This is a genomic window from Kribbella sp. NPDC026611, assembly GCF_040638345.1.
GTDB lineage: Bacteria > Actinomycetota > Actinomycetes > Propionibacteriales > Kribbellaceae > Kribbella.
This window is the reverse complement of sequence record NZ_JBEZYC010000001.1, coordinates 963,121-979,617: the sequence shown is the minus strand read 5'-3', so window position 1 is coordinate 979,617 and position 16,497 is coordinate 963,121. Positions and strand designations below refer to the sequence as shown.

Sequence of the window (16,497 nt, the reverse complement as noted above, 5' to 3'; positions counted from 1 at the left end):
GCAATCGGTCAGCGCGGGACCTCGGCGGAGGTACCTCAGTGGAGGATCTCGGCGGAGCGACCTCAGTGGACCAGTGCGGCAACCACCACGATGGCGACCAGCGCCACGAGGACGAGCGAGGTCACCAGCCGGCGCGTGCGGGGATTCACCTCGTCAGGGTATGGGGAAGTTCCCCACCACCGTGCCGAGGGGTCGACCCGCTGCTTGATCTCCCCCAGCCGAGCGAGGTCCGGCAGCCGCGCCACTGCGTGCGGTCGGGAGAACCACGAGAAGCCGCCGTTCGTGCAGAAGCCGACCACGGACACGTTGGCGGACGAGCCGGGCAGTCCGGTCAGCCCAGTGCCGTCCAGTGCGGCCTGCAACGTCCCCCAGCGGACACCCCGCCCCCACTTGCGCGATACGTGCCCCTCCCCCGGGTTGTTCACAGACCGCGGTAGGCGCCGGCGGTCACCGCAGTACAGATCTCCGTTGTCATAGCCACCACGGTGACCCGATCGGGCAGGCTCCGCCATCCCATGGCGCGGGGGGATCCCCGGCCCCAGATTTCTGGGATGCCCCAAGCAGCCGTTCAGCGGAGGGTGAGCAGGGGCTCGGGGCGATGGACGCCGCGGGGGCGGTAGCTGAGGGCGTCCGACAGGTCGAGGTAGTCGGACAGCAGCCAGATGATCGCCAGCCACATCTCTGTCCCTTGCAGGCCGGGGATCGCGCGGTCTTCGGTACCGTCGGGCGCGAAGGCGAAGCCGGCGCCGTCCACCCAGCGGTCCAGGATCGCGCGCAGCTGCTGCTCGGCCCACGCACGGCCCTCGGCAACGCCGTACGACGTCTGCTTCCGCGCCAGCCACAGCGGGTGGATCACGTCGAGCACGTTGCACGCGTTGTAGTTGTCGCCCGTGAACATCCGTCGATCGTTGCTATGGGCAAGAACTGTCGCCGCAGCCTGCTCCGGGTAGGGCAACGGCAGGCCGAACTGCGCGTAGGTGCCGCGAGTCAGGCGATAGAAACCGTTCACGACCTGCAGCCATCCGTCGTCCGGATGCGCCGTACCCCACGCGCCGCTCGACGGATCTACACGTGTAACCAGCCACCCCATCAGCGCCTCGAGCGGCCCGGAATCGCCATGATCCAGGCGGTTTCGGGCGATCGCCGTACCCAGATGATCGATCCCGGCCCCCGCCGACCACGCCTTCCTTGCCCACGGCAACGCATCGAGCTCGGCAAACCCGAACGTCGTGTCGATCGGGTGCTCGAAGCTGCTCCCGAGCAACTGCAGCGCATACCCAACACAAAGCACGTGATACCCCGCCGGACCCTCCAGCACCGACAACTCACCGTCGAACGGCACGTCGAGCCCGGCGTCGGACAGGTCTCCTGGTGCGACCAGTCCGGTCTTCGGGTCCTGCCGGTGACGCAGCCGGCGCACCAGGTCGTCCCGGGTGTGGCCGGCCGGAGTACGCCGTACCAGCAGGTCGGCGATCTCGATCGCGTCGCACCAAGGGCGGACCGCGGGCTCAGCATCCAGCTCAGGACGGTCGACGAACCGCGAGCCGTCCCAGCAGCGCAGCAGCACCTCGTCCACCTGCGAGCGCGCCTTGGCAGCGAAATCGGTCAGCCTGGAACGCAGATCGCCGGACCCGGAGCCCCCGGTCCGGGAGCGGAGCACGCGGGCGGGATTCCCGGCGGCGACCGAATTCGCCGGGATGTCCTTGGTCACCACGGCGCCGGCGCCGATGATGGTGTGAGGGCCAACGGTGACGCCGTCGAGGATCGTGACGTTGGAGCCGATCCAGACGTCGTCGCCGATCGTGATGCCGAGGGCGGTGTGAGGTTGCTGGAAGATCGGTCGGCCGGGCGCGGTGCCGTGGTTGAAGGCCAGGATCGACGTGTGCGCGCCGATCCGGACCCCGTCGCCGATCGAGATCAGGCCGCGGACGGCCGAGAACGGGTTGATCGTCGAGTCGGACCCGAGCGTGACGTCGCCGGTGATGTAGGCGTGCGCGGCGATGTACGACCGCTCCCCCATCGTCAGCTGGTCGCAGTACACGGCGGCCGACTCCGCGACGTACACGTCCGGGCCCAGCGAGACCGACCCGCCGAGCCCCTGCTGCCGCTCGGCCTGGCGCTCACGCTCCGCGTCGGTCGCCGTCCGGGCGTACTCCCAGGGCAGGAAATCAAAGCGCAACGGCTCGTTCGGCAGCATGGGAAAACGCTATCCAATACCTCGGCGACCCGCCACCCCCTGCTACCCTCCCGTTCAGTGCGGGGCGACGGGCGACTACCCTCCGAGGCTGTGCGGGGAGCCAGACGATGACGACGAGCGGATCCGTGGCGGACGGTGAAGCGAGCCCGGACGGCCCGACGGGCAGCACCCGCCGCAGTCAACGGGTCACGATCAGCGACCTGGCCCGCCGGTTGCACATCTCCAAGGCCTCCGTCTCGTACGCCCTGAACGGCCGCGCCGGCGTCAGCGAGGAGACCCGCCAACGGGTCCTCGACCTCGCCGAGGAGCTCGGCTTCCACCCCAACTCGGCCGCGGTCGCGCTGTCCGCGAGCCGGACCCGGACGATCGGGATCGTGGTCGCCCGCGACCCCGAGCTGATCTCGACCGAGGCGTTCTACATGCGCACACTGGTCGGCATCGAGCAGTACCTCAACGAGGTCGACTCGTCGCTGCTGCTCCGGCTCACCGGGGAGCACGGCGAAGATGTCGACGTACTGCGGCGGTGGTCGCGGCAAGGCCGCGTGGACGGGTTCATCCTGTTCGACGAGCACGACGACGATCCGCGGATCCCGGTCCTCCAGGAGCTCGGCGTACCGTGCGTCGTGGTCAGCTCGAACGCGCCGGACGACACCGTCGGGCGGTTGATCAGCTCGCCGGCCGAGACGGTATCGCTGCTGCTGGATCACCTCGCCGAGCTCGGCCACCGCGACATCGCCCACATCAGCGGGCCGTTCACGTTCGTGCACGAGCAGCTCCGGGTGCAGATCCTCCAGGAGCAGGCCGCGCGGCGCGGCATCGCCGTACGGCAGATCGAGGGCACCTACCGGTACGACGACGGCGCCGAGCTGACCCGTCAGCTGCTGAGCGGCCCGAACCCGCCGACCGCGATCGTCCTCGGCAACGACCTGATGGCGGTCGCCGCCCTCCGGGTCGCGATGGATCTCGGGACGGCGGTCCCGGACGAGGTCTCGATCCTCGCGTGGGACGACTCGCCGCTCTGCCAGCTGGCCCGCCCGGGTATCACCGCCGTCGACCAGAAGACGATGGAACGCGGCCGTGCCGCGGCCGACCTGCTGCTCCGGATCGTCACCGGCGAGACCGAACTGCACGAAGAGGCCCCCGGCGGCGAACTGCGTCCCCGGGAATCCTCCGGTCCCGCGCGCCCCTGAGCCGATTTCACGACTCTGTGAAATCAGGTGTTTCCGGAGGGTGTCGGATTGCGGTTTCCGCCCGCAGCGGTTAGTCACGAGGTAGTAACGAAGCACGGCCAACTGAACCGGTTAGGGTTTCGAAACTTAACCGGTTAGGCCACTATAGGCCCGAGTCGCCTCCGCACGCCGCGGGGGCTTGAAAAGAGGACGGAGAGTCCGACGTGAGACTGCGTTCGCTTGTAGCCGCGGTGGCGGCGACAGCCATGGGAATCAGCCTCGCTGCCTGTGGTGGTGGCGACAAGAACGACTCCTCCGGAGGCGGTTCGGGCGGTGACCAGACGCTGACCTACTGGGCCAGCAACCAGGGCACCAGCCTGGACAACGACAAGGAGGTGCTGACCCCGGTCCTGCAGAAGTTCACCCAGGACACCGGGATCAAGGTCAACCTCGAGGTGATCGGCTGGAACGACCTGCAGACCCGGATCCAGACCGCGACCACCTCCGGGCAGGGCCCGGACGTCGTCAACATCGGCAACACCTGGGCCGCGTCCCTGCAGGCCACCAACGCGTTCCTGCCGTTCGACGGCGACGCGATGACCGCCATCGGCGGCAAGGACAAGTTCGTGCCGACGGCCCTGGCGACCGGCGGCAAGGAGGGCACCGACCCGACCTCGGTCCCGCTCTACGGTCTGGCCTATGGCCTGTACTACAACAAGGCGATGTTCGCCGCCGCCGGGCTGCAGCCGCCGAAGACCTGGGAAGAGATGGTCACCGACGCGCAGAAGCTGACCGTCCCCGCGAAGAAGCAGTGGGGGATGGCGCTGGCGGCCGGCAGCTACACCGAGAACGTGCACTTCGCGTTCATCAACGCCGCGCAGAACAAGGCCGACTGGTTCGACAAGGACGGCAAGCCGACGTTCACCGGTGACGGCAACGTGCAGGGCGTGCTGCGGTACCTCGACCTGATGCAGAAGGACAAGGTCGCGAACCCGTCGAACGCGCAGTACGACAACGGCACCAAGTCGGTGAACGACTTCGCGACCAAGAAGGTCGCGATGGTGATCAACCAGAACAACGCCGACTCCTCGATCGTTGCCAACGGCATGAAGGCCGGCGAGTACGGCGTGGTGCCGTTCCCGGCTCCGGCCGGTGCCGAGCAGGTCGCCAGCCACGTGGCCGGGATCAACCTGTCGATCTTCAAGAACACCAAGCACAAGGACGCGGCGCTCAAGTTCGTCAAGTACATGACGGACGCGACCACCCAGACCACGCTGGGCAAGCCGTTCGCCTCGCTGCCGGTGCTCAAGGACGCCAAGCCGGCGTTCACCAGCGACGCGACCGAGGCCGCGACCTTCGCCGACGTCTACAACACCAAGTCCAAGCCGCTGCCGCTGGTGCCGGCCGAGGACCAGTTCGAGAGCACGGTCGGTAAGGCGATGAACAGCATGTTCGCCAAGATCGCCACCGGTGGGACCGTGACCGCCGACGACGTGAAGGCGGCGCTCAAGTCCGCCCAGGACCAGGTGTCCGCGGGCAACTGATCCCGCCCGGCAGTGGCCCGGACCCCAGCGTCCGGGCCACTGTCCGAGTCCGACCGTCTGCACCCCCGAGAGACAGGAGGCGACCCGGAGGATGTCCGTCGCCACAGAGCAAGCGACCCGGGCCGACGCCAGGCCGGCGAAGCCCAAGACCAAGCGGGGCCCCGAGCACCGGCCGGGACTGAACCGGTGGCTGCCCTACCTGTTGCTGGCTCCGGCAGTCCTGCTGGAGCTGTTCATCCACATCATCCCGATGCTGGTCGGGATCTGGATGAGCTTCATCAAGCTGACCAAGTTCTTCATCGCGAACTGGTCCGCGGCACCGGCCGCCGGGCTCGGCAACTACAAGGTCGCGCTCGACTTCAACAACTCCGTCGGCGAAGGGCTCCTGAAGTCCTTCGGCGTCACGGTCGCCTTCTCGCTGATCACGGTCGCGCTGTCCTGGGTACTCGGGATGGCCGCGGCCGTCGCGCTGCAGCAGCCGTTCCGCTGTCGCGGGATCCTCCGGACGTTCTTCCTGGTCCCGTACGCGCTACCGGCGTACGCCGGGATCCTGACCTGGAACTTCATGCTCCAGCGCGACACCGGCGCGGTGAACCATGTGCTCGAGCAGCTGCACCTCGGCGACGGCCGGGCGTTCTGGCTGATCGGCGGCAACGCGCTGGTCTCGCTGATCACGGTCGCGACCTGGAAGCTGTGGACGTTCGCGTTCCTCACCCTGATGGCCGGCCTGCAGAGCATCCCGGGCGATCTCTACGAGGCCGCGTCGGTGGACGGGGCCGGCAACCTCCGGCAATGGCGCAACATCACGCTGCCCTCGCTGCGGCCGGTCAACCTGGTGCTGGTGCTCGTCCTGTTCCTGTGGACGTTCAGCGACTTCAACACGCCGTACGTGCTGTTCGGTACGGCGCAGCCGCCGGCCGGGGACCTGATCACGTTCCACATCTACAACGCGTCGTTCCTGACCTGGAACTTCGGCACCGGTGCGGCGATGTCCGTGCTGCTGCTGATCTTCCTGATGATCGTCACCGGCGCCTACCTGCTGGTCACCGGAAGGAGGTCCCGCCGTGCGTGAGACCCAGGGCTTCAAGATCTACCGCGGCGTCGTGCTGGTGGTGCTCGGGCTGTTCGTCGCGGTCCCGCTGTACGTGATGATCACGTCGTCGCTGAAGCCGCTGAAGGACGTGCAGGGCGCATTCAGCTGGTGGCCGTCGAACCTGACGCTGGCGCCGTTCGTGGACATGTGGAAGACGGTGCCGCTGGCGCGGTACTTCGTGAACTCGACGATCGTGTCGGTCGCGGCGACGGTGTTCTCGGTGGCGATCGCGATCTTGGCCGCGTTCGCGGTGTCGCGGTTCCGGTTCCGCGGCCGGTCGGTGTTCACCACGACCGTGCTGTCGACGCAGATGTTCCCGGGGGTGCTGTTCCTGCTGCCGTTGTTCCTGATCTTCGTGAACATCAACAACTCGTTCGGCCTGCAGCTGGTCGGGACGCGGCTCGGGCTGATCATCACCTACCTGACCTTCAGCCTCCCGTTCTCGATCTGGATGCTGGCCGGGTACTTCGACAGCATCCCGCGCGAGCTGGACGAGGCGTCGATGGTCGACGGCTGCGGCCCGATGGGCGCGCTCTGGCGGGTCGTCCTCCCGGCCGCTCGGCCTGGCGTGATCGCAGTCGCGATCTACTCGTTCATGACCGCGTGGGGTGAAGTCCTCTTCGCCTCGGTGATGACCACCGAGGCCAACCGGACGTTGTCGGTCGGCCTGCGCCAGTACTCGACGCAGACCAACATCTACTGGAACCAGATCATGGCGGCCGCCCTGGTCGTCAGCGTCCCGGTGGTCATCGGATTCCTGCTGGCCCAACGTCACTTCGTCGCCGGTGTGACGGCGGGTGCGGTCAAGTAGGTCAGTACTCGGAGACTCCGCGGATGGAGACCGAGGTTGAGTAGAAGGTCGCATACCGGCCGTTCTTGCCCACGGTTGCGCCGCTGTAGCCCTGGGTGGACAGCCGGTAGCCGCCGACCTTGGCGTCCCGGGTCGAGCTCGGCCCGGAGGCGGGGAGGCCGGCTCCTTGCATGGCGAAGGTGACGATCTGCTGCCGCACCGACGCGTCCTTGACGAACACGGCCAGCGCGCCGGGCAGGCCTTGCTTGAGCGACGCGACTGCGCCCTTGATGCACTGCGGGCAGTTCTGCACCTTGGCGCTGCTGCCGCCACTCACGTCGATGTACTCGGCGTACATCTTCTTTGTGTAGTCAGGGCTGATGTAGACGTCGACGGTGCCCCGGCTGCATTCCCATCGGCGGTCGAGCGCGCAGACGTAGCCCTTGGACCTGAAGGCCTTCACGAGCGAGTTGACCGTGACGCCCGGGAGGCAGCCGTCGCAGCCGGCAACCGGCTTCCTCGGCTGTGAGCTCGGCTCCGGCTCCGTGCTCGGCTCGGTGCAGGGCCGCGTCGGCCACGCCGGCCACCACGACCCCGGCCTTGCTTCGCCGCGGCGGAGGCGGGGGCGGCGGATAGCCGCCGTACTGCGGACCGTACTGCGGCGGCCCGTACGACGGCTGGCCCGGCTGCTGCGGGTACTGCGGCTGGCCGGGGTAGCCGCTCTGCTGGTTGCTCACCGCCACAATGTAGTCAGCGGCGGGCTCAGCGGAGGCGCCGGCGTTCGATGCGGGCGACGTTGTCCCAGCTGGTCATCGGGACCTTGTCGGTGACGGTGATCGCGGTTGGCTCCTCGCAGCTGAGGTAGTAGCCGGCGACCGGGACCGGGTGGCGGCCCGGGCACTTGCCGAGGTTCTGCGCGAACCACGCGGTGACCTGCGCGCGCTGGTTCGGGTCCGGGAACATCAGTGGGATGCCGAGTTTCAGGTACAGGTTGGCACTCGCCACCACCTTCTTCGGCCCCTGGGGCATGCCGTTGGGTCCGCGGCCACTGAAGGTCTGGACCTGGAAGTCCGAGACGAGCGTGCGGTCCGTGTAGTCGTAGGAGACGGTGACGTAGTTGAGCGGCTTCGCGCACTCCCACTCGAAGCCGTTGTCCTTGCACTTGAAACCGGCCGCCTGCACCGCGGCGAGCACCGTTTGCACCTTGACCCCAGAGGGGGATGCCGCCGACGGGGTGGCCGAGGTGGCCGGCGGATTCCACTCCGTCGCCACCGGGGCGGCCGGGTTGCTCTTGCCGTCCTGCCTCTCCACGACGAACCCGATGACCGCGAGCCCACCGGCCACCAGCACAAGCACACCGACCACACTGAGCACCACAATCAGCCCGGTCCGCGACTTCCGCGGCGGTGGCGGTGGATAGCCGCCGTACTGCGGCGGATAGCCACCGTACTGCGGCTGCTGCCACCCACTCCGTTGGTTGCTCACCGCCACAATTTAGTCACCGACTGGCTCAGGTGAAGAGTTTTTCGCCCCAGTAGGTGCCGGGGGTTACGCCGGGTGGGCAGGCGAAGATGGCTGAGCCTACGTGGTGGATGTACTCGTTCATCTTGTCGTTGCGGGCCAGTTGGGTCTGGATCGGGATGAACTGTTTGCGCGGGTCTCGCTGGTAGGCCAGGAAGAAGAGGCCGGCTTCGAGGCGGCCCAGGCCGTCCGAGCCGTCGACGAAGTTGTAGCCGCGGCGGAGCAGTTCGGCGCCCTTGTTGAAGTTGGGGTGGGCGAGACGGACGTGCGAGTCGGTCGGGATCTTGGGCTGGCCGTCGGCGTTCTTGGCGTTGAAGTCGATCGCATCGAACTCGTCCGACTTGCCGAGCGGCGCACCCGTGCCCTTGCCGCGGCCGATGATGCCTTCCTGCTCGCCGAGCGACGTACGGTCCCAGATCTCGATGTTCATCCGGATCCGGCGGGAGACCAGGTACGAGCCACCGGTCATCCAGTCGGAGCCGTCCTCGGGCTGGACCCACACGTGCTGCTCGAGCTTGTCCGGGTCCTCGAGCTTGAGGTTGCTCGTCCCGTCCTTGAAGCCGAACAGGTTCCGCGGCGTCGCCTGCGCGCGCGACGTCGACGACGTACGCCCGAAGCCGAGCTGCGAATACCGTACGGCGACCCGCCCGAAGCCGATCCGGGCGAGGTTGCGGATCGCGTGCACTGCCACCTGCGGATCGTCCGAGCAGGCCTGTACTGCGATGTCGCCGTACGAGCGCGCTTCTTCGAGATCGTCGCCGATGAAGTGCGGCAGGTCCACCAACGCCGCGGGCCGCTTCGCCGCGAGTCCGAACCGCTTGTCGAAGAGCGACGGGCCGAAGCCGATCGTCAGCGTCAACCGCGCCGGCGGCAGACCGACGGCCTCACCGGTGTCCTCCGGCGGCGCCTCGTCCGGTCCGTTCACGGCGCCGTACTGACCGATGTCGCGACCCGCGGTCAGCAGCGCGGCCGCGGCGGTCCACTCCTTCAGCAAGGCGATCAGTTCGGCGCGGCTCGTCGTGGTCACGTCGAACGCGGCGAAGTGCAGCCGATCCTGGACCGGCGTCGTGATCCCAGCCTGGTGCGGACCGTGGAACTCCACCGGTCCGTTGTTGTCCGCCGCCTGCGAGGTTTCACCGGCCAGGGCGGAGTGGGCGGCGTACCCCGCGACGCCGGTGGCGACGGCGGCACCCGCGGCGCCGAAGAGCCCGCGGCGCGATATCCCTTTGCGTTCAGTCATTTCTTGGCGATCACTCCGGCGACCTGGCTGACCGGTTCGGCCAGTCCGTCGACCACCGCGCCCAGGGCCTTCTTCTCGGGCTCGGTCGCGGTGTACGGCTTGAAGCCGTCGCCGACGCGGTACTTGTCGAGCGCGCCGAGGACTGCCTTGAACTGCGTGTCCAGCTGGGTGACGAGCGCCGCGTCCCGCGCCTGCAGGGCCGGGCGGAGCGCCTGGATCGCGGCCTGCGAGCCCTCGACGTTCGCCTCGAAGTCCCAGAGGTCGGTGTGCGAGTAGCGGTCCTCCTCGCCGGTGACCTTGCCGGTCGCGACCTCGTCGAGCAACTCCTTCGCGCCGTTGGCGAGCTGCAGCGGGGTGAGCTTCACGACCTTGGCCTTCGCGACGACCGTCTTCACGTCGGTCAGCAGCTGGTCGGCGTACTTCTCCATGCCCTTGGTGGTGTTCGAGACCCAGAGCGCCTGCTCGATCCGATGGTATCCAGTCCACTCGGTGCCCGGCTCGACGTCGTTGACGCGGGCGTCGATCTTCGGGTCGAGGTCGCCGAACGACTCCGCCACCGGCTCGATCCGCTCCCAGTACGTGCGCGACACCGGGAAGAGCGCCTTCGCCTTCGCCACGTCGCCGGCCTTGACCGCGGTGACGAACTCGGTGGTCTTCTGCTCCAGCGCGAGCGCCTGCGAGTTCACGTACCGCTGGTAGCTCTCGGTGGCCTGCTTGAGCAGCGTGTCCTCGTCCACCTGCGCCGCCGCATCACCGGTGACGGTCAGGTCGCCGCGGATGCCGTCGCCGACCATGCCCGGCTTGCAGACCGCCTGGTACTTGCCGGTCGGCAGCTCGACGATCAGGTCGCGCTTGAGGCCCGGCCCGATGTTCTCGACCTCGCCCATCACCCGATCGCCCTCGGCGTACACGTAGAACTCGGTGACCTTGCTGCCGCTGTTCGCCACCGAGAACGTGCTGGTGCCGGACTTCACGTCGCGGCGGCTCAGGTCACAGCCCGAGTCGGACGCCTTGACCGACACCGGGCCGGTCCCGTCGTCCTTCGCGGCCGGCTGGTCCTTCGCGCACGCGGAGAGCGCGGCAAGGCCGACGACGAGGAGGGTACCGAGGACGGAAGCCCGACGGGCGGTGCCAACCAAGGGCGCGGACGTGGACATGTTTCTCCTGTGACGGGGGTGGTGGAGGGGACTCAGGCCGCTTCGCCGGCGGTCTTGCCGGCCGGTACCGCGGAAGATGCCGGGACCTTGACCGGGCGGAAGTAGAGGACCAGCACCGGGACCAGGTAGGCCAGCCAGGCGGTCGCTTCGAGCACGGTCGGCGCGGGGTTGAAGTTGAAGATGCCCTTGAGCAGCACGCCGTACCAGCTGTCCGGCGGGATCACGTGCGAGATGTCGAAGGCGATCGAGCCGATCCCGGGCAGGATGCCGGCCTCCTGCAGGTCGTGGAAGCCGTAGGCGAAGATGCCGGCCGCGACCAGGACCAGCACCGCGCCGGTCCACTTGAAGAACACGGCCAGGTTGATCTTCACCGCCCCCTTGTAGATCGCGATCCCCAGGACGACGGATGTCGCGAGCCCGAGCAGGACGCCGACGAACGGTACGGCGCTGGTCGCGGCCGCGGCCGACGCGTAGACGATGAACGCGGTCTCGATGCTCTCCCGGAACACCGCCAGGAAGGCCAGGATGACGACCGCGCGGGAGCCGACCTGGAGGGCCTGGCCCATCCGCTCGCGCAGCTCCCGCGCGATACTGCGGGACGCCTTGCGCATCCAGAAGATCATCCAGGTGACGAAGCCGACCGCGAGGATCGACATCACCCCGCCGACGGTCTCCTGGGTGGTGAACGACTTCGCGGTCAGCGCGGTGACGAACTGGAGCAGGCCCCAGGCGGCGGCCGCCACGGCGAGTGCCGTGGCGACACCGATCCAGACCAGTTTGAGTCGATCCCGATGCCCGGACTTGACCAGAAAGGTGGCGAGGATGCTGACGACCAGCGAGGCCTCGAGTCCTTCACGGAGTCCGATCAGGTAGTTCGCGAGCATGGCGGGAACTCTTTCATCGCATTAGGTACGGCTAACCTTCCTGAGGTTAACCTAAGAAGTCCCATTCGCCTACTGTGGTGTACGCCGCACTGTGGCCCGGACCCTCGCCGAGCCGGGACTCGATCAAACGCACGCTTTGGGCGGTCCAGACCGGACTCCGGTAGGTGTCGAACACCCTGACCCACCTGGTCACGTCGATCGGACGGCGCAACCGCGCCAGCGTAACGTGCGGGGTGAACTTGCGGCCCTCGACCTGTACGCCGGCCCGGCTCGCCGCGGACCGGGTGGTCAGCGCCAGGTGCCTGAGCGACTCGGTGTCGTCGCGTACGCCGGCGTACAGCACGCGAGCGTCCGGCACGCCCGGGAAGGCACCCGCTCCGGCCAACTGCAACTCGAACGGCTTCTGCCGCTTCGCCGCCGCTTCCAGCCGCTCCTCCAGCTCCTCGGTCTTCCACTCCGGCACCTCGCCGAGAAACGCCAACGTCAGGTGCCAGTGTTCGTCCGCGGCCCACCGGATGTCCTCATCCGGATGCTCCCGCCGCGGTTCCACGAACCCGCTCAGATCCTCCACAACTTCGATGGGTGGCACCACAGCCACGAACAATCGCATCCCCCGAGATTAGAGGCTCCCGGGTGCCCGCCGCGTGCTAATTTGGGCCCGATCGACTGGACGTGGCTAGGGTTCCGCCGCCCGCGGGCGGGCTGGTCCGAGCGCCACGACCCACCGCGGTCGGTGGGCATCTGAAGGGGCAAAAGCCTGGTAGGGCGACGTCGGCGCACTTGACCGTGCCGTCGAACGCCCGAGGTGATGCCCGATGTTCCGCTCGCGCCTGCTCGCCGCGACTGCCTTCCGTACCGTCCTCGCCCTCCCGCATGTCCGCTCGCTCGCGGTCAGCTCGCTGATCGCGCGGCTGCCGAAGGGCATGATGCCGCTGGCCGTGGTCCTGCTGGTGAGCCGGCAGACCGGTTCCTACGCGATCGCCGGCACGGTGACCGCGCTCTTCGCGATGGGTGACGCGCTCACCGCTCCCTGGCAGGGCCGTCTGGTCGACCGATTCGGATACGTGCGGGTGCTGATCCCGATCGCCGTCGTGCACGTGACAGCCACGATCGGCCTGACCATCGCCCGCTCCCCCGCCGCACTCTGCGCGCTGGCCGCCGTGGCCGGACTCGGCGTGCCGCCGATCTCGGGAGCGGTCAAGGCCCGGCTGGCCGAACTGGTCGCGGACGACCAGGTACCAACCGTCTTCGCGATGGAATCCTTGCTGCAGCAGAGCTTCTTCCTGCTCGGCCCGCTGCTCGCGACCGGCCTCGTCGCGCTCGCCGGGCCGGCGGTCGATGCCGTCGTCGCAGCCGTGATGGTTGCTGCAGGCACCTTTGGCTTCGTTGCTGCGGCCGGGCCTGGCCGGTCGTCGGGCCGGGACCGTGGTCGCCGCCGCGGTGCGTTGCGGATCCCCGCCGTACGCCTGCTGTCTGCCTGCACCTTGCTACAGAGCCTGACGTACGGCGTGCTGCCGATCGCACTGGTGGCGGCGGCAACGCACGCCGGCGCACCGGCCGCGGCAGGCGTCGTACAGGCGACCTTGACGCTCGGCGGTGTCATCGGCAGCACCGGCGATGGGTCGCGGGACTACGTGCGCTTGATGGCCAGGTTCGCCTGCTGCCTGGTCCCGCTGACGGTGTTCGCGATGATCGAATCGCCGGTGGGGCTTGCCGGACTGGCGACGACGTTGCTGGGGACCGGTCTGCTGGCGACGCCGCTGGCCACGTCCGGCTACCTGTTGATTCGCCGGGCAACGCCGGTCGAGTGCCGCATCGAGGCGTTCGCGTGGCAGTCCACCGGACTGGCCGTCGGTACGGCGCTCGGTGCCGCGATCGGTGGCGCCTTGGTCGACCGCGGCGGTCCGGCGCTGGCCTTCGCCGTACCTCCGCTCGCGGTCGGGCTTGCCGCCGCCCTTGCGGGCGTGATCCGGTGGCGGGTGCCTTCCGTGTTCGGGTGATCCCGGGTCAGACTGCGGTCATGGAGCTCAAGCTGCCCTCGCCTTGTCTGGTCATTCTGGTGGGTCCAGGGGCGTCCGGAAAGTCCACTTGGGCGGCGGAGCGGTTCGCGCCTGAGCTGGTTGTTTCCAGTGATCGGTTGCGGGCGATGGTGGGTGCGGGCGAGGACGATATCGCGGCCAGTGCTGATGCGTTTGCGTTGCTGGACGTGGTGGTGAAGCAACGAATCGGGCGGGGGCTGACGACTGTCGTCGACACGCTGGGGCTGGACAAAGAGCGGCGGTTGGCGTGGCTGGGTTTGGCGCGTGCTGCGGGGATGGCTTGTGTTGCTGTGGGGTTCGATACGCCGGCTGAGGAGTGCCGGCGGCGGAATCGGGAGCGGGCGGCGAAGCGGATCCCGGCGGACGTGCTGACGTCGCAGCTGCGGACATGGCGGGTGGTCCGGGAGGAGCTGGCTGTCGAGGGGTACGACGAGGTACTCCGGCCGACTGCTGTTCGGGTCGTGCCGAATGCGTTCGTCGAGTCGGCTGCGGCGCACACCCGGCAATCAGAAACCCCGGTGGGGCTCAGGTTCGGGCTGCAGATCAGCAGCTATCCAGGGGGTCGGGCCGGGTTGGCGAAATGGGTGCGGGAGGTTGCTGAGCGGGCCGAGGGAGTCGGGTTCGACGCGATCTATGTGATGGATCACTTCCGGCAGATTCCGCAGGTCGGGCGGGCCTGGGACGACTTTCTCGAGAGCTGGACCACGCTCGGATACCTCGCCGCCTGCACCAACCGCGTGAAGCTCGGCACGTTGGTCAGCGGGATCACCTATCGAAATGTCGCTCACCTCGGCAAGATCGCTGCAACCCTCGACGTACTCAGTTCCGGCCGGGCGGTGTGTGGCGTCGGGCTCGCGTGGTTCGAGGCGGAGCACAAGGCGTACGGCTGGTCGTTTCCGTCGGTGGGCGAACGCTACGCGTTGCTCGAGGACGCGTTGCAGCTGTTGCCGGTGCTGTGGGGTCCGGGCAACAAACCCTTTCACGGCAAGGTTCTCGACGTACCGGACACCACGTGCTACCCGCGGCCGTTGCAGGAGCATCTGCCGGTGCTGGTCGGGGGCAGCGGACCGCGGACGGTGCGGTTGGCCGCGCGGTACGCCGACGCCGTGAACGTGTTCGGCGATGCCGCGCAGGTGCGCAAGCTGGCGGGACTGCTGGGACCGAGGCCCGTCGAGCTCACCCATTTCTCGACGACCTTGGTCGGGAAGGATCAGCAGCAGACCGACCAACTGGTCCAGACGCTGCGACCGCGGAACGTGAACCCGGCGAAGTACGCCGCGGCCGTCAACGCCGGCACGGTCGACGATCAGATCGGGCGCTTCCGCGAGCTGTCCGAGGCGGGCGTGGCCGAGGTGATGCTCAGCCTGCCCGACCTCGAGACCCTCGACACGGTCGGCGAGGTGATCTCAGCTTTCCGGATGTAGCTCCAGCTTGAGCAAGGCGTTCTCGATCAGCTCCGGCATGGCCGGGTGGATCCAGTACTGCTGGCGCGCCATCGCGTAGGCGTCCAGGCCGAAGCTCATCGCCTGGATCACCGGCTGGATGACGGTCGGCGCCTGCGGGCCGATGATGTGCGCGCCGATCAGCTGACCGGTCTTCGGGTCGGCGAGGAGCTTCGCGAAGCCGGTGGTGTCCTCCATCGCCCAGCCGTACGCGATATCGGCGTACCGCTCCACGCTCACGACGTACTCGATGCCGCGTTCGCGGGCCTCCGCCTCGGTCAGGCCGACGGCCGCGATCTGCGGCGAGCTGAAGACCGCGTGCGGGACGAAGCGATGGTCGGCCTTGATCCGGTCGTCGGGGTTGAGCAGGTTGTGCTTCACCACCCGCGCCTCGTGGTTTGCGACGTGCTTGAGCTGGTGCGGCGTGGTCACGTCCCCGAGCGCGTAGATGCCCTCGACGGTCGTCTCCTGGTACTCGTCGACGACGACTCGGCCCTCGGGGTCGACCTCGACACCGGTCGCCGCCAGGTTCATCAGGTCCGAGTTCGGCACCCGACCGACCGCGACCAGGATCTCGTCCACGGTCAGCTCGGCGAGGCCCTCGGGGTGCAGCATCTTGAGCTGGATCGACCCGTTGGGGTTCCGCGCGACGCTGATCGTCTCGTGGTTCAGGCGTACGTCGTACTTGTGCTGCGCGATCTGCGTGTACCGCTCGGAGATGTCGGCATCCTCCTGCCGGAGCAGCCGGCTGGACCGGGCGACCATCGTCACCTCGACCCCGAACGACGCGAACACGTGCGCGAACTCGGCCGCGACGAACCCGCCGCCGATGATCGCCATCCGGCGCGGCAGCTGCTCGAGCCGCATGATCGTGTTCGAGGTGTGGTACCCGGTCTCCTCGAGCCCGGGGATCGGCGGGATCACCGGGCGGCTGCCGGCCGCGAGGACGAACCGGTCGGCGCTGAACACGCTGGTCGAGCCGTCCTTGTTGTCGACGGTCAGCTCCTTGACCCCGGTGAACCGGCCGGTGCCGTCGTACACCGTGATGTTGGCGCTGTCCGGGCTGTGGTGCCGGTACTCCGAACCACCCTCGGCGATCGGGTCGATCCGGTCGAAGATCCGGTCCCGGACCTCCGGCCAGCGGACGCCGAGCAGCTGCTCGTCGACGCCGTACCGCGAGCTCACCGAGGGGGTGGCGGCCAGGTCGGCGGTGTGCACGAACATCTTGGTCGGGATGCAGCCGACGTTCAGGCAGGTACCGCCGAAGGTGCCACGCTCGACGATCGCGACCTTCAGGTCCGCGAACCGCTTGTTCACGATCGTGTTGCCGGAACCTGTCCCAATAATCACTACGTCGTAATGGGTCACACCTCATTGTGTCCCTGACACCAAGCTGACCCTGGGGTGGGACCAAAATATCC

15 protein-coding genes are annotated in these 16,497 nt (G+C 68.2%); 6 read left to right on the top strand and 9 right to left on the bottom strand.

From position 1 onward, the window contains the following. Nucleotides 1-62 precede the first annotated feature (62 nt). Nucleotides 63-362 (bottom strand): hypothetical protein, encoded by a 300-nt coding sequence (locus AB0E69_RS04910; protein WP_360139612.1) that lies wholly within the window; start codon nucleotides 360-362, stop codon nucleotides 63-65. A 206-nt stretch (nucleotides 363-568) separates the two neighbouring features. After that, nucleotides 569-2,197: an acyltransferase gene (locus AB0E69_RS04905; protein WP_360139609.1), complete on the bottom strand. Its 1,629-nt coding sequence runs from the start codon at nucleotides 2,195-2,197 to the stop codon at nucleotides 569-571. Between the two features lie 107 nt (nucleotides 2,198-2,304). Here AB0E69_RS04905 and AB0E69_RS04900 point away from each other — a divergent pair, with 107 nt between their 5' ends. The 4 genes from AB0E69_RS04900 (at nucleotide 2,305) to AB0E69_RS04885 (ending at nucleotide 6,814) form a co-directional block, all read left to right on the top strand. Next, nucleotides 2,305-3,387 carry a LacI family DNA-binding transcriptional regulator gene (locus tag AB0E69_RS04900; RefSeq protein ID WP_360139606.1) on the top strand — a complete coding sequence of 361 codons (1,083 nt, stop codon included), beginning with the start codon at nucleotides 2,305-2,307 and terminating at the stop codon, nucleotides 3,385-3,387. Nucleotides 3,388-3,590: 203 nt separating this feature from the next. Then, nucleotides 3,591-4,910, top strand: a complete 1,320-nt coding sequence (locus AB0E69_RS04895; protein ID WP_360139603.1) for a sugar ABC transporter substrate-binding protein — start codon at nucleotides 3,591-3,593, stop codon at nucleotides 4,908-4,910. A gap of 91 nt (nucleotides 4,911-5,001) precedes the next feature. Then, nucleotides 5,002-5,982, top strand: a complete 981-nt coding sequence (locus AB0E69_RS04890) for a sugar ABC transporter permease (protein WP_360139600.1) — start codon at nucleotides 5,002-5,004, stop codon at nucleotides 5,980-5,982. Next, nucleotides 5,975-6,814 carry a carbohydrate ABC transporter permease gene (locus AB0E69_RS04885; protein ID WP_360139597.1) on the top strand — a complete coding sequence of 280 codons (840 nt, stop codon included), beginning with the start codon at nucleotides 5,975-5,977 and terminating at the stop codon, nucleotides 6,812-6,814. Before AB0E69_RS04890 ends, AB0E69_RS04885 begins: the two co-directional genes overlap by 8 nt. Before the next feature lies 1 nt (nucleotide 6,815). Here the strand turns inward: AB0E69_RS04885 and AB0E69_RS04880 are convergent, their stop codons facing one another. From AB0E69_RS04880 to thpR, 6 genes are all read right to left on the bottom strand, one after another. Beyond that, nucleotides 6,816-7,256 (bottom strand): hypothetical protein, encoded by a 441-nt coding sequence (locus AB0E69_RS04880; protein WP_360139595.1) that lies wholly within the window; start codon nucleotides 7,254-7,256, stop codon nucleotides 6,816-6,818. 299 nt (nucleotides 7,257-7,555) lie between these two features. Next, a complete protein-coding gene (locus tag AB0E69_RS04875) occupies nucleotides 7,556-8,278 on the bottom strand; it encodes a hypothetical protein (RefSeq protein WP_360139592.1) in 723 nt (240 codons plus the stop codon). 25 nt (nucleotides 8,279-8,303) lie between these two features. After that, nucleotides 8,304-9,554, bottom strand: a complete 1,251-nt coding sequence (gene efeB / locus AB0E69_RS04870) for an iron uptake transporter deferrochelatase/peroxidase subunit (protein ID WP_360139589.1) — start codon at nucleotides 9,552-9,554, stop codon at nucleotides 8,304-8,306. Beyond that, nucleotides 9,551-10,711 (bottom strand): iron uptake system protein EfeO, encoded by a 1,161-nt coding sequence (gene efeO, locus AB0E69_RS04865; RefSeq protein WP_360139586.1) that lies wholly within the window; start codon nucleotides 10,709-10,711, stop codon nucleotides 9,551-9,553. Before efeO ends, efeB begins: the two co-directional genes overlap by 4 nt. A gap of 32 nt (nucleotides 10,712-10,743) precedes the next feature. Continuing rightward, nucleotides 10,744-11,595, bottom strand: coding sequence for an iron uptake transporter permease EfeU (gene efeU / locus AB0E69_RS04860; RefSeq protein ID WP_360139583.1), 852 nt, complete (start codon nucleotides 11,593-11,595; stop codon nucleotides 10,744-10,746). A 46-nt stretch (nucleotides 11,596-11,641) separates the two neighbouring features. Next, nucleotides 11,642-12,205 (bottom strand): RNA 2',3'-cyclic phosphodiesterase, encoded by a 564-nt coding sequence (gene thpR, locus AB0E69_RS04855; RefSeq protein WP_360139580.1) that lies wholly within the window; start codon nucleotides 12,203-12,205, stop codon nucleotides 11,642-11,644. A 205-nt stretch (nucleotides 12,206-12,410) separates the two neighbouring features. On the opposite strand from thpR, the gene AB0E69_RS04850 reads away from it, so the two are divergent. Beyond that, nucleotides 12,411-13,595, top strand: coding sequence for an MFS transporter (locus tag AB0E69_RS04850; protein WP_360139577.1), 1,185 nt, complete (start codon nucleotides 12,411-12,413; stop codon nucleotides 13,593-13,595). A gap of 20 nt (nucleotides 13,596-13,615) precedes the next feature. Then, a complete protein-coding gene (locus AB0E69_RS04845) occupies nucleotides 13,616-15,058 on the top strand; it encodes an LLM class flavin-dependent oxidoreductase (protein WP_360139574.1) in 1,443 nt (480 codons plus the stop codon). Here the strand turns inward: AB0E69_RS04845 and AB0E69_RS04840 are convergent. Further along, nucleotides 15,041-16,444 (bottom strand): mycothione reductase, encoded by a 1,404-nt coding sequence (locus tag AB0E69_RS04840; protein ID WP_360139571.1) that lies wholly within the window; start codon nucleotides 16,442-16,444, stop codon nucleotides 15,041-15,043. The genes AB0E69_RS04845 and AB0E69_RS04840 overlap by 18 nt on opposite strands. Between the last annotated feature and the right edge of the window lie 53 nt (nucleotides 16,445-16,497).

Excerpts from the sequence above, each read along its gene's own strand:
- AB0E69_RS04905 (WP_360139609.1), bottom strand. The coding sequence starts at position 2,197 with ATGCTGCCGAACGAGCCGTTGCGCTTTGATTTCCTGCCCTGGGAGTAC.
- AB0E69_RS04900 (WP_360139606.1), top strand. The coding sequence starts at position 2,305 with ATGACGACGAGCGGATCCGTGGCGGACGGTGAAGCGAGCCCGGACGGC.
- AB0E69_RS04890 (WP_360139600.1), top strand. The coding sequence starts at position 5,002 with ATGTCCGTCGCCACAGAGCAAGCGACCCGGGCCGACGCCAGGCCGGCG.
- efeB (WP_360139589.1), bottom strand. The coding sequence starts at position 9,554 with ATGACTGAACGCAAAGGGATATCGCGCCGCGGGCTCTTCGGCGCCGCG.
- efeO (WP_360139586.1), bottom strand. The coding sequence starts at position 10,711 with ATGTCCACGTCCGCGCCCTTGGTTGGCACCGCCCGTCGGGCTTCCGTC.
- efeU (WP_360139583.1), bottom strand. The coding sequence starts at position 11,595 with ATGCTCGCGAACTACCTGATCGGACTCCGTGAAGGACTCGAGGCCTCG.
- thpR (WP_360139580.1), bottom strand. The coding sequence starts at position 12,205 with ATGCGATTGTTCGTGGCTGTGGTGCCACCCATCGAAGTTGTGGAGGAT.
- AB0E69_RS04850 (WP_360139577.1), top strand. The coding sequence starts at position 12,411 with ATGTTCCGCTCGCGCCTGCTCGCCGCGACTGCCTTCCGTACCGTCCTC.
- AB0E69_RS04845 (WP_360139574.1), top strand. The coding sequence starts at position 13,616 with ATGGAGCTCAAGCTGCCCTCGCCTTGTCTGGTCATTCTGGTGGGTCCA.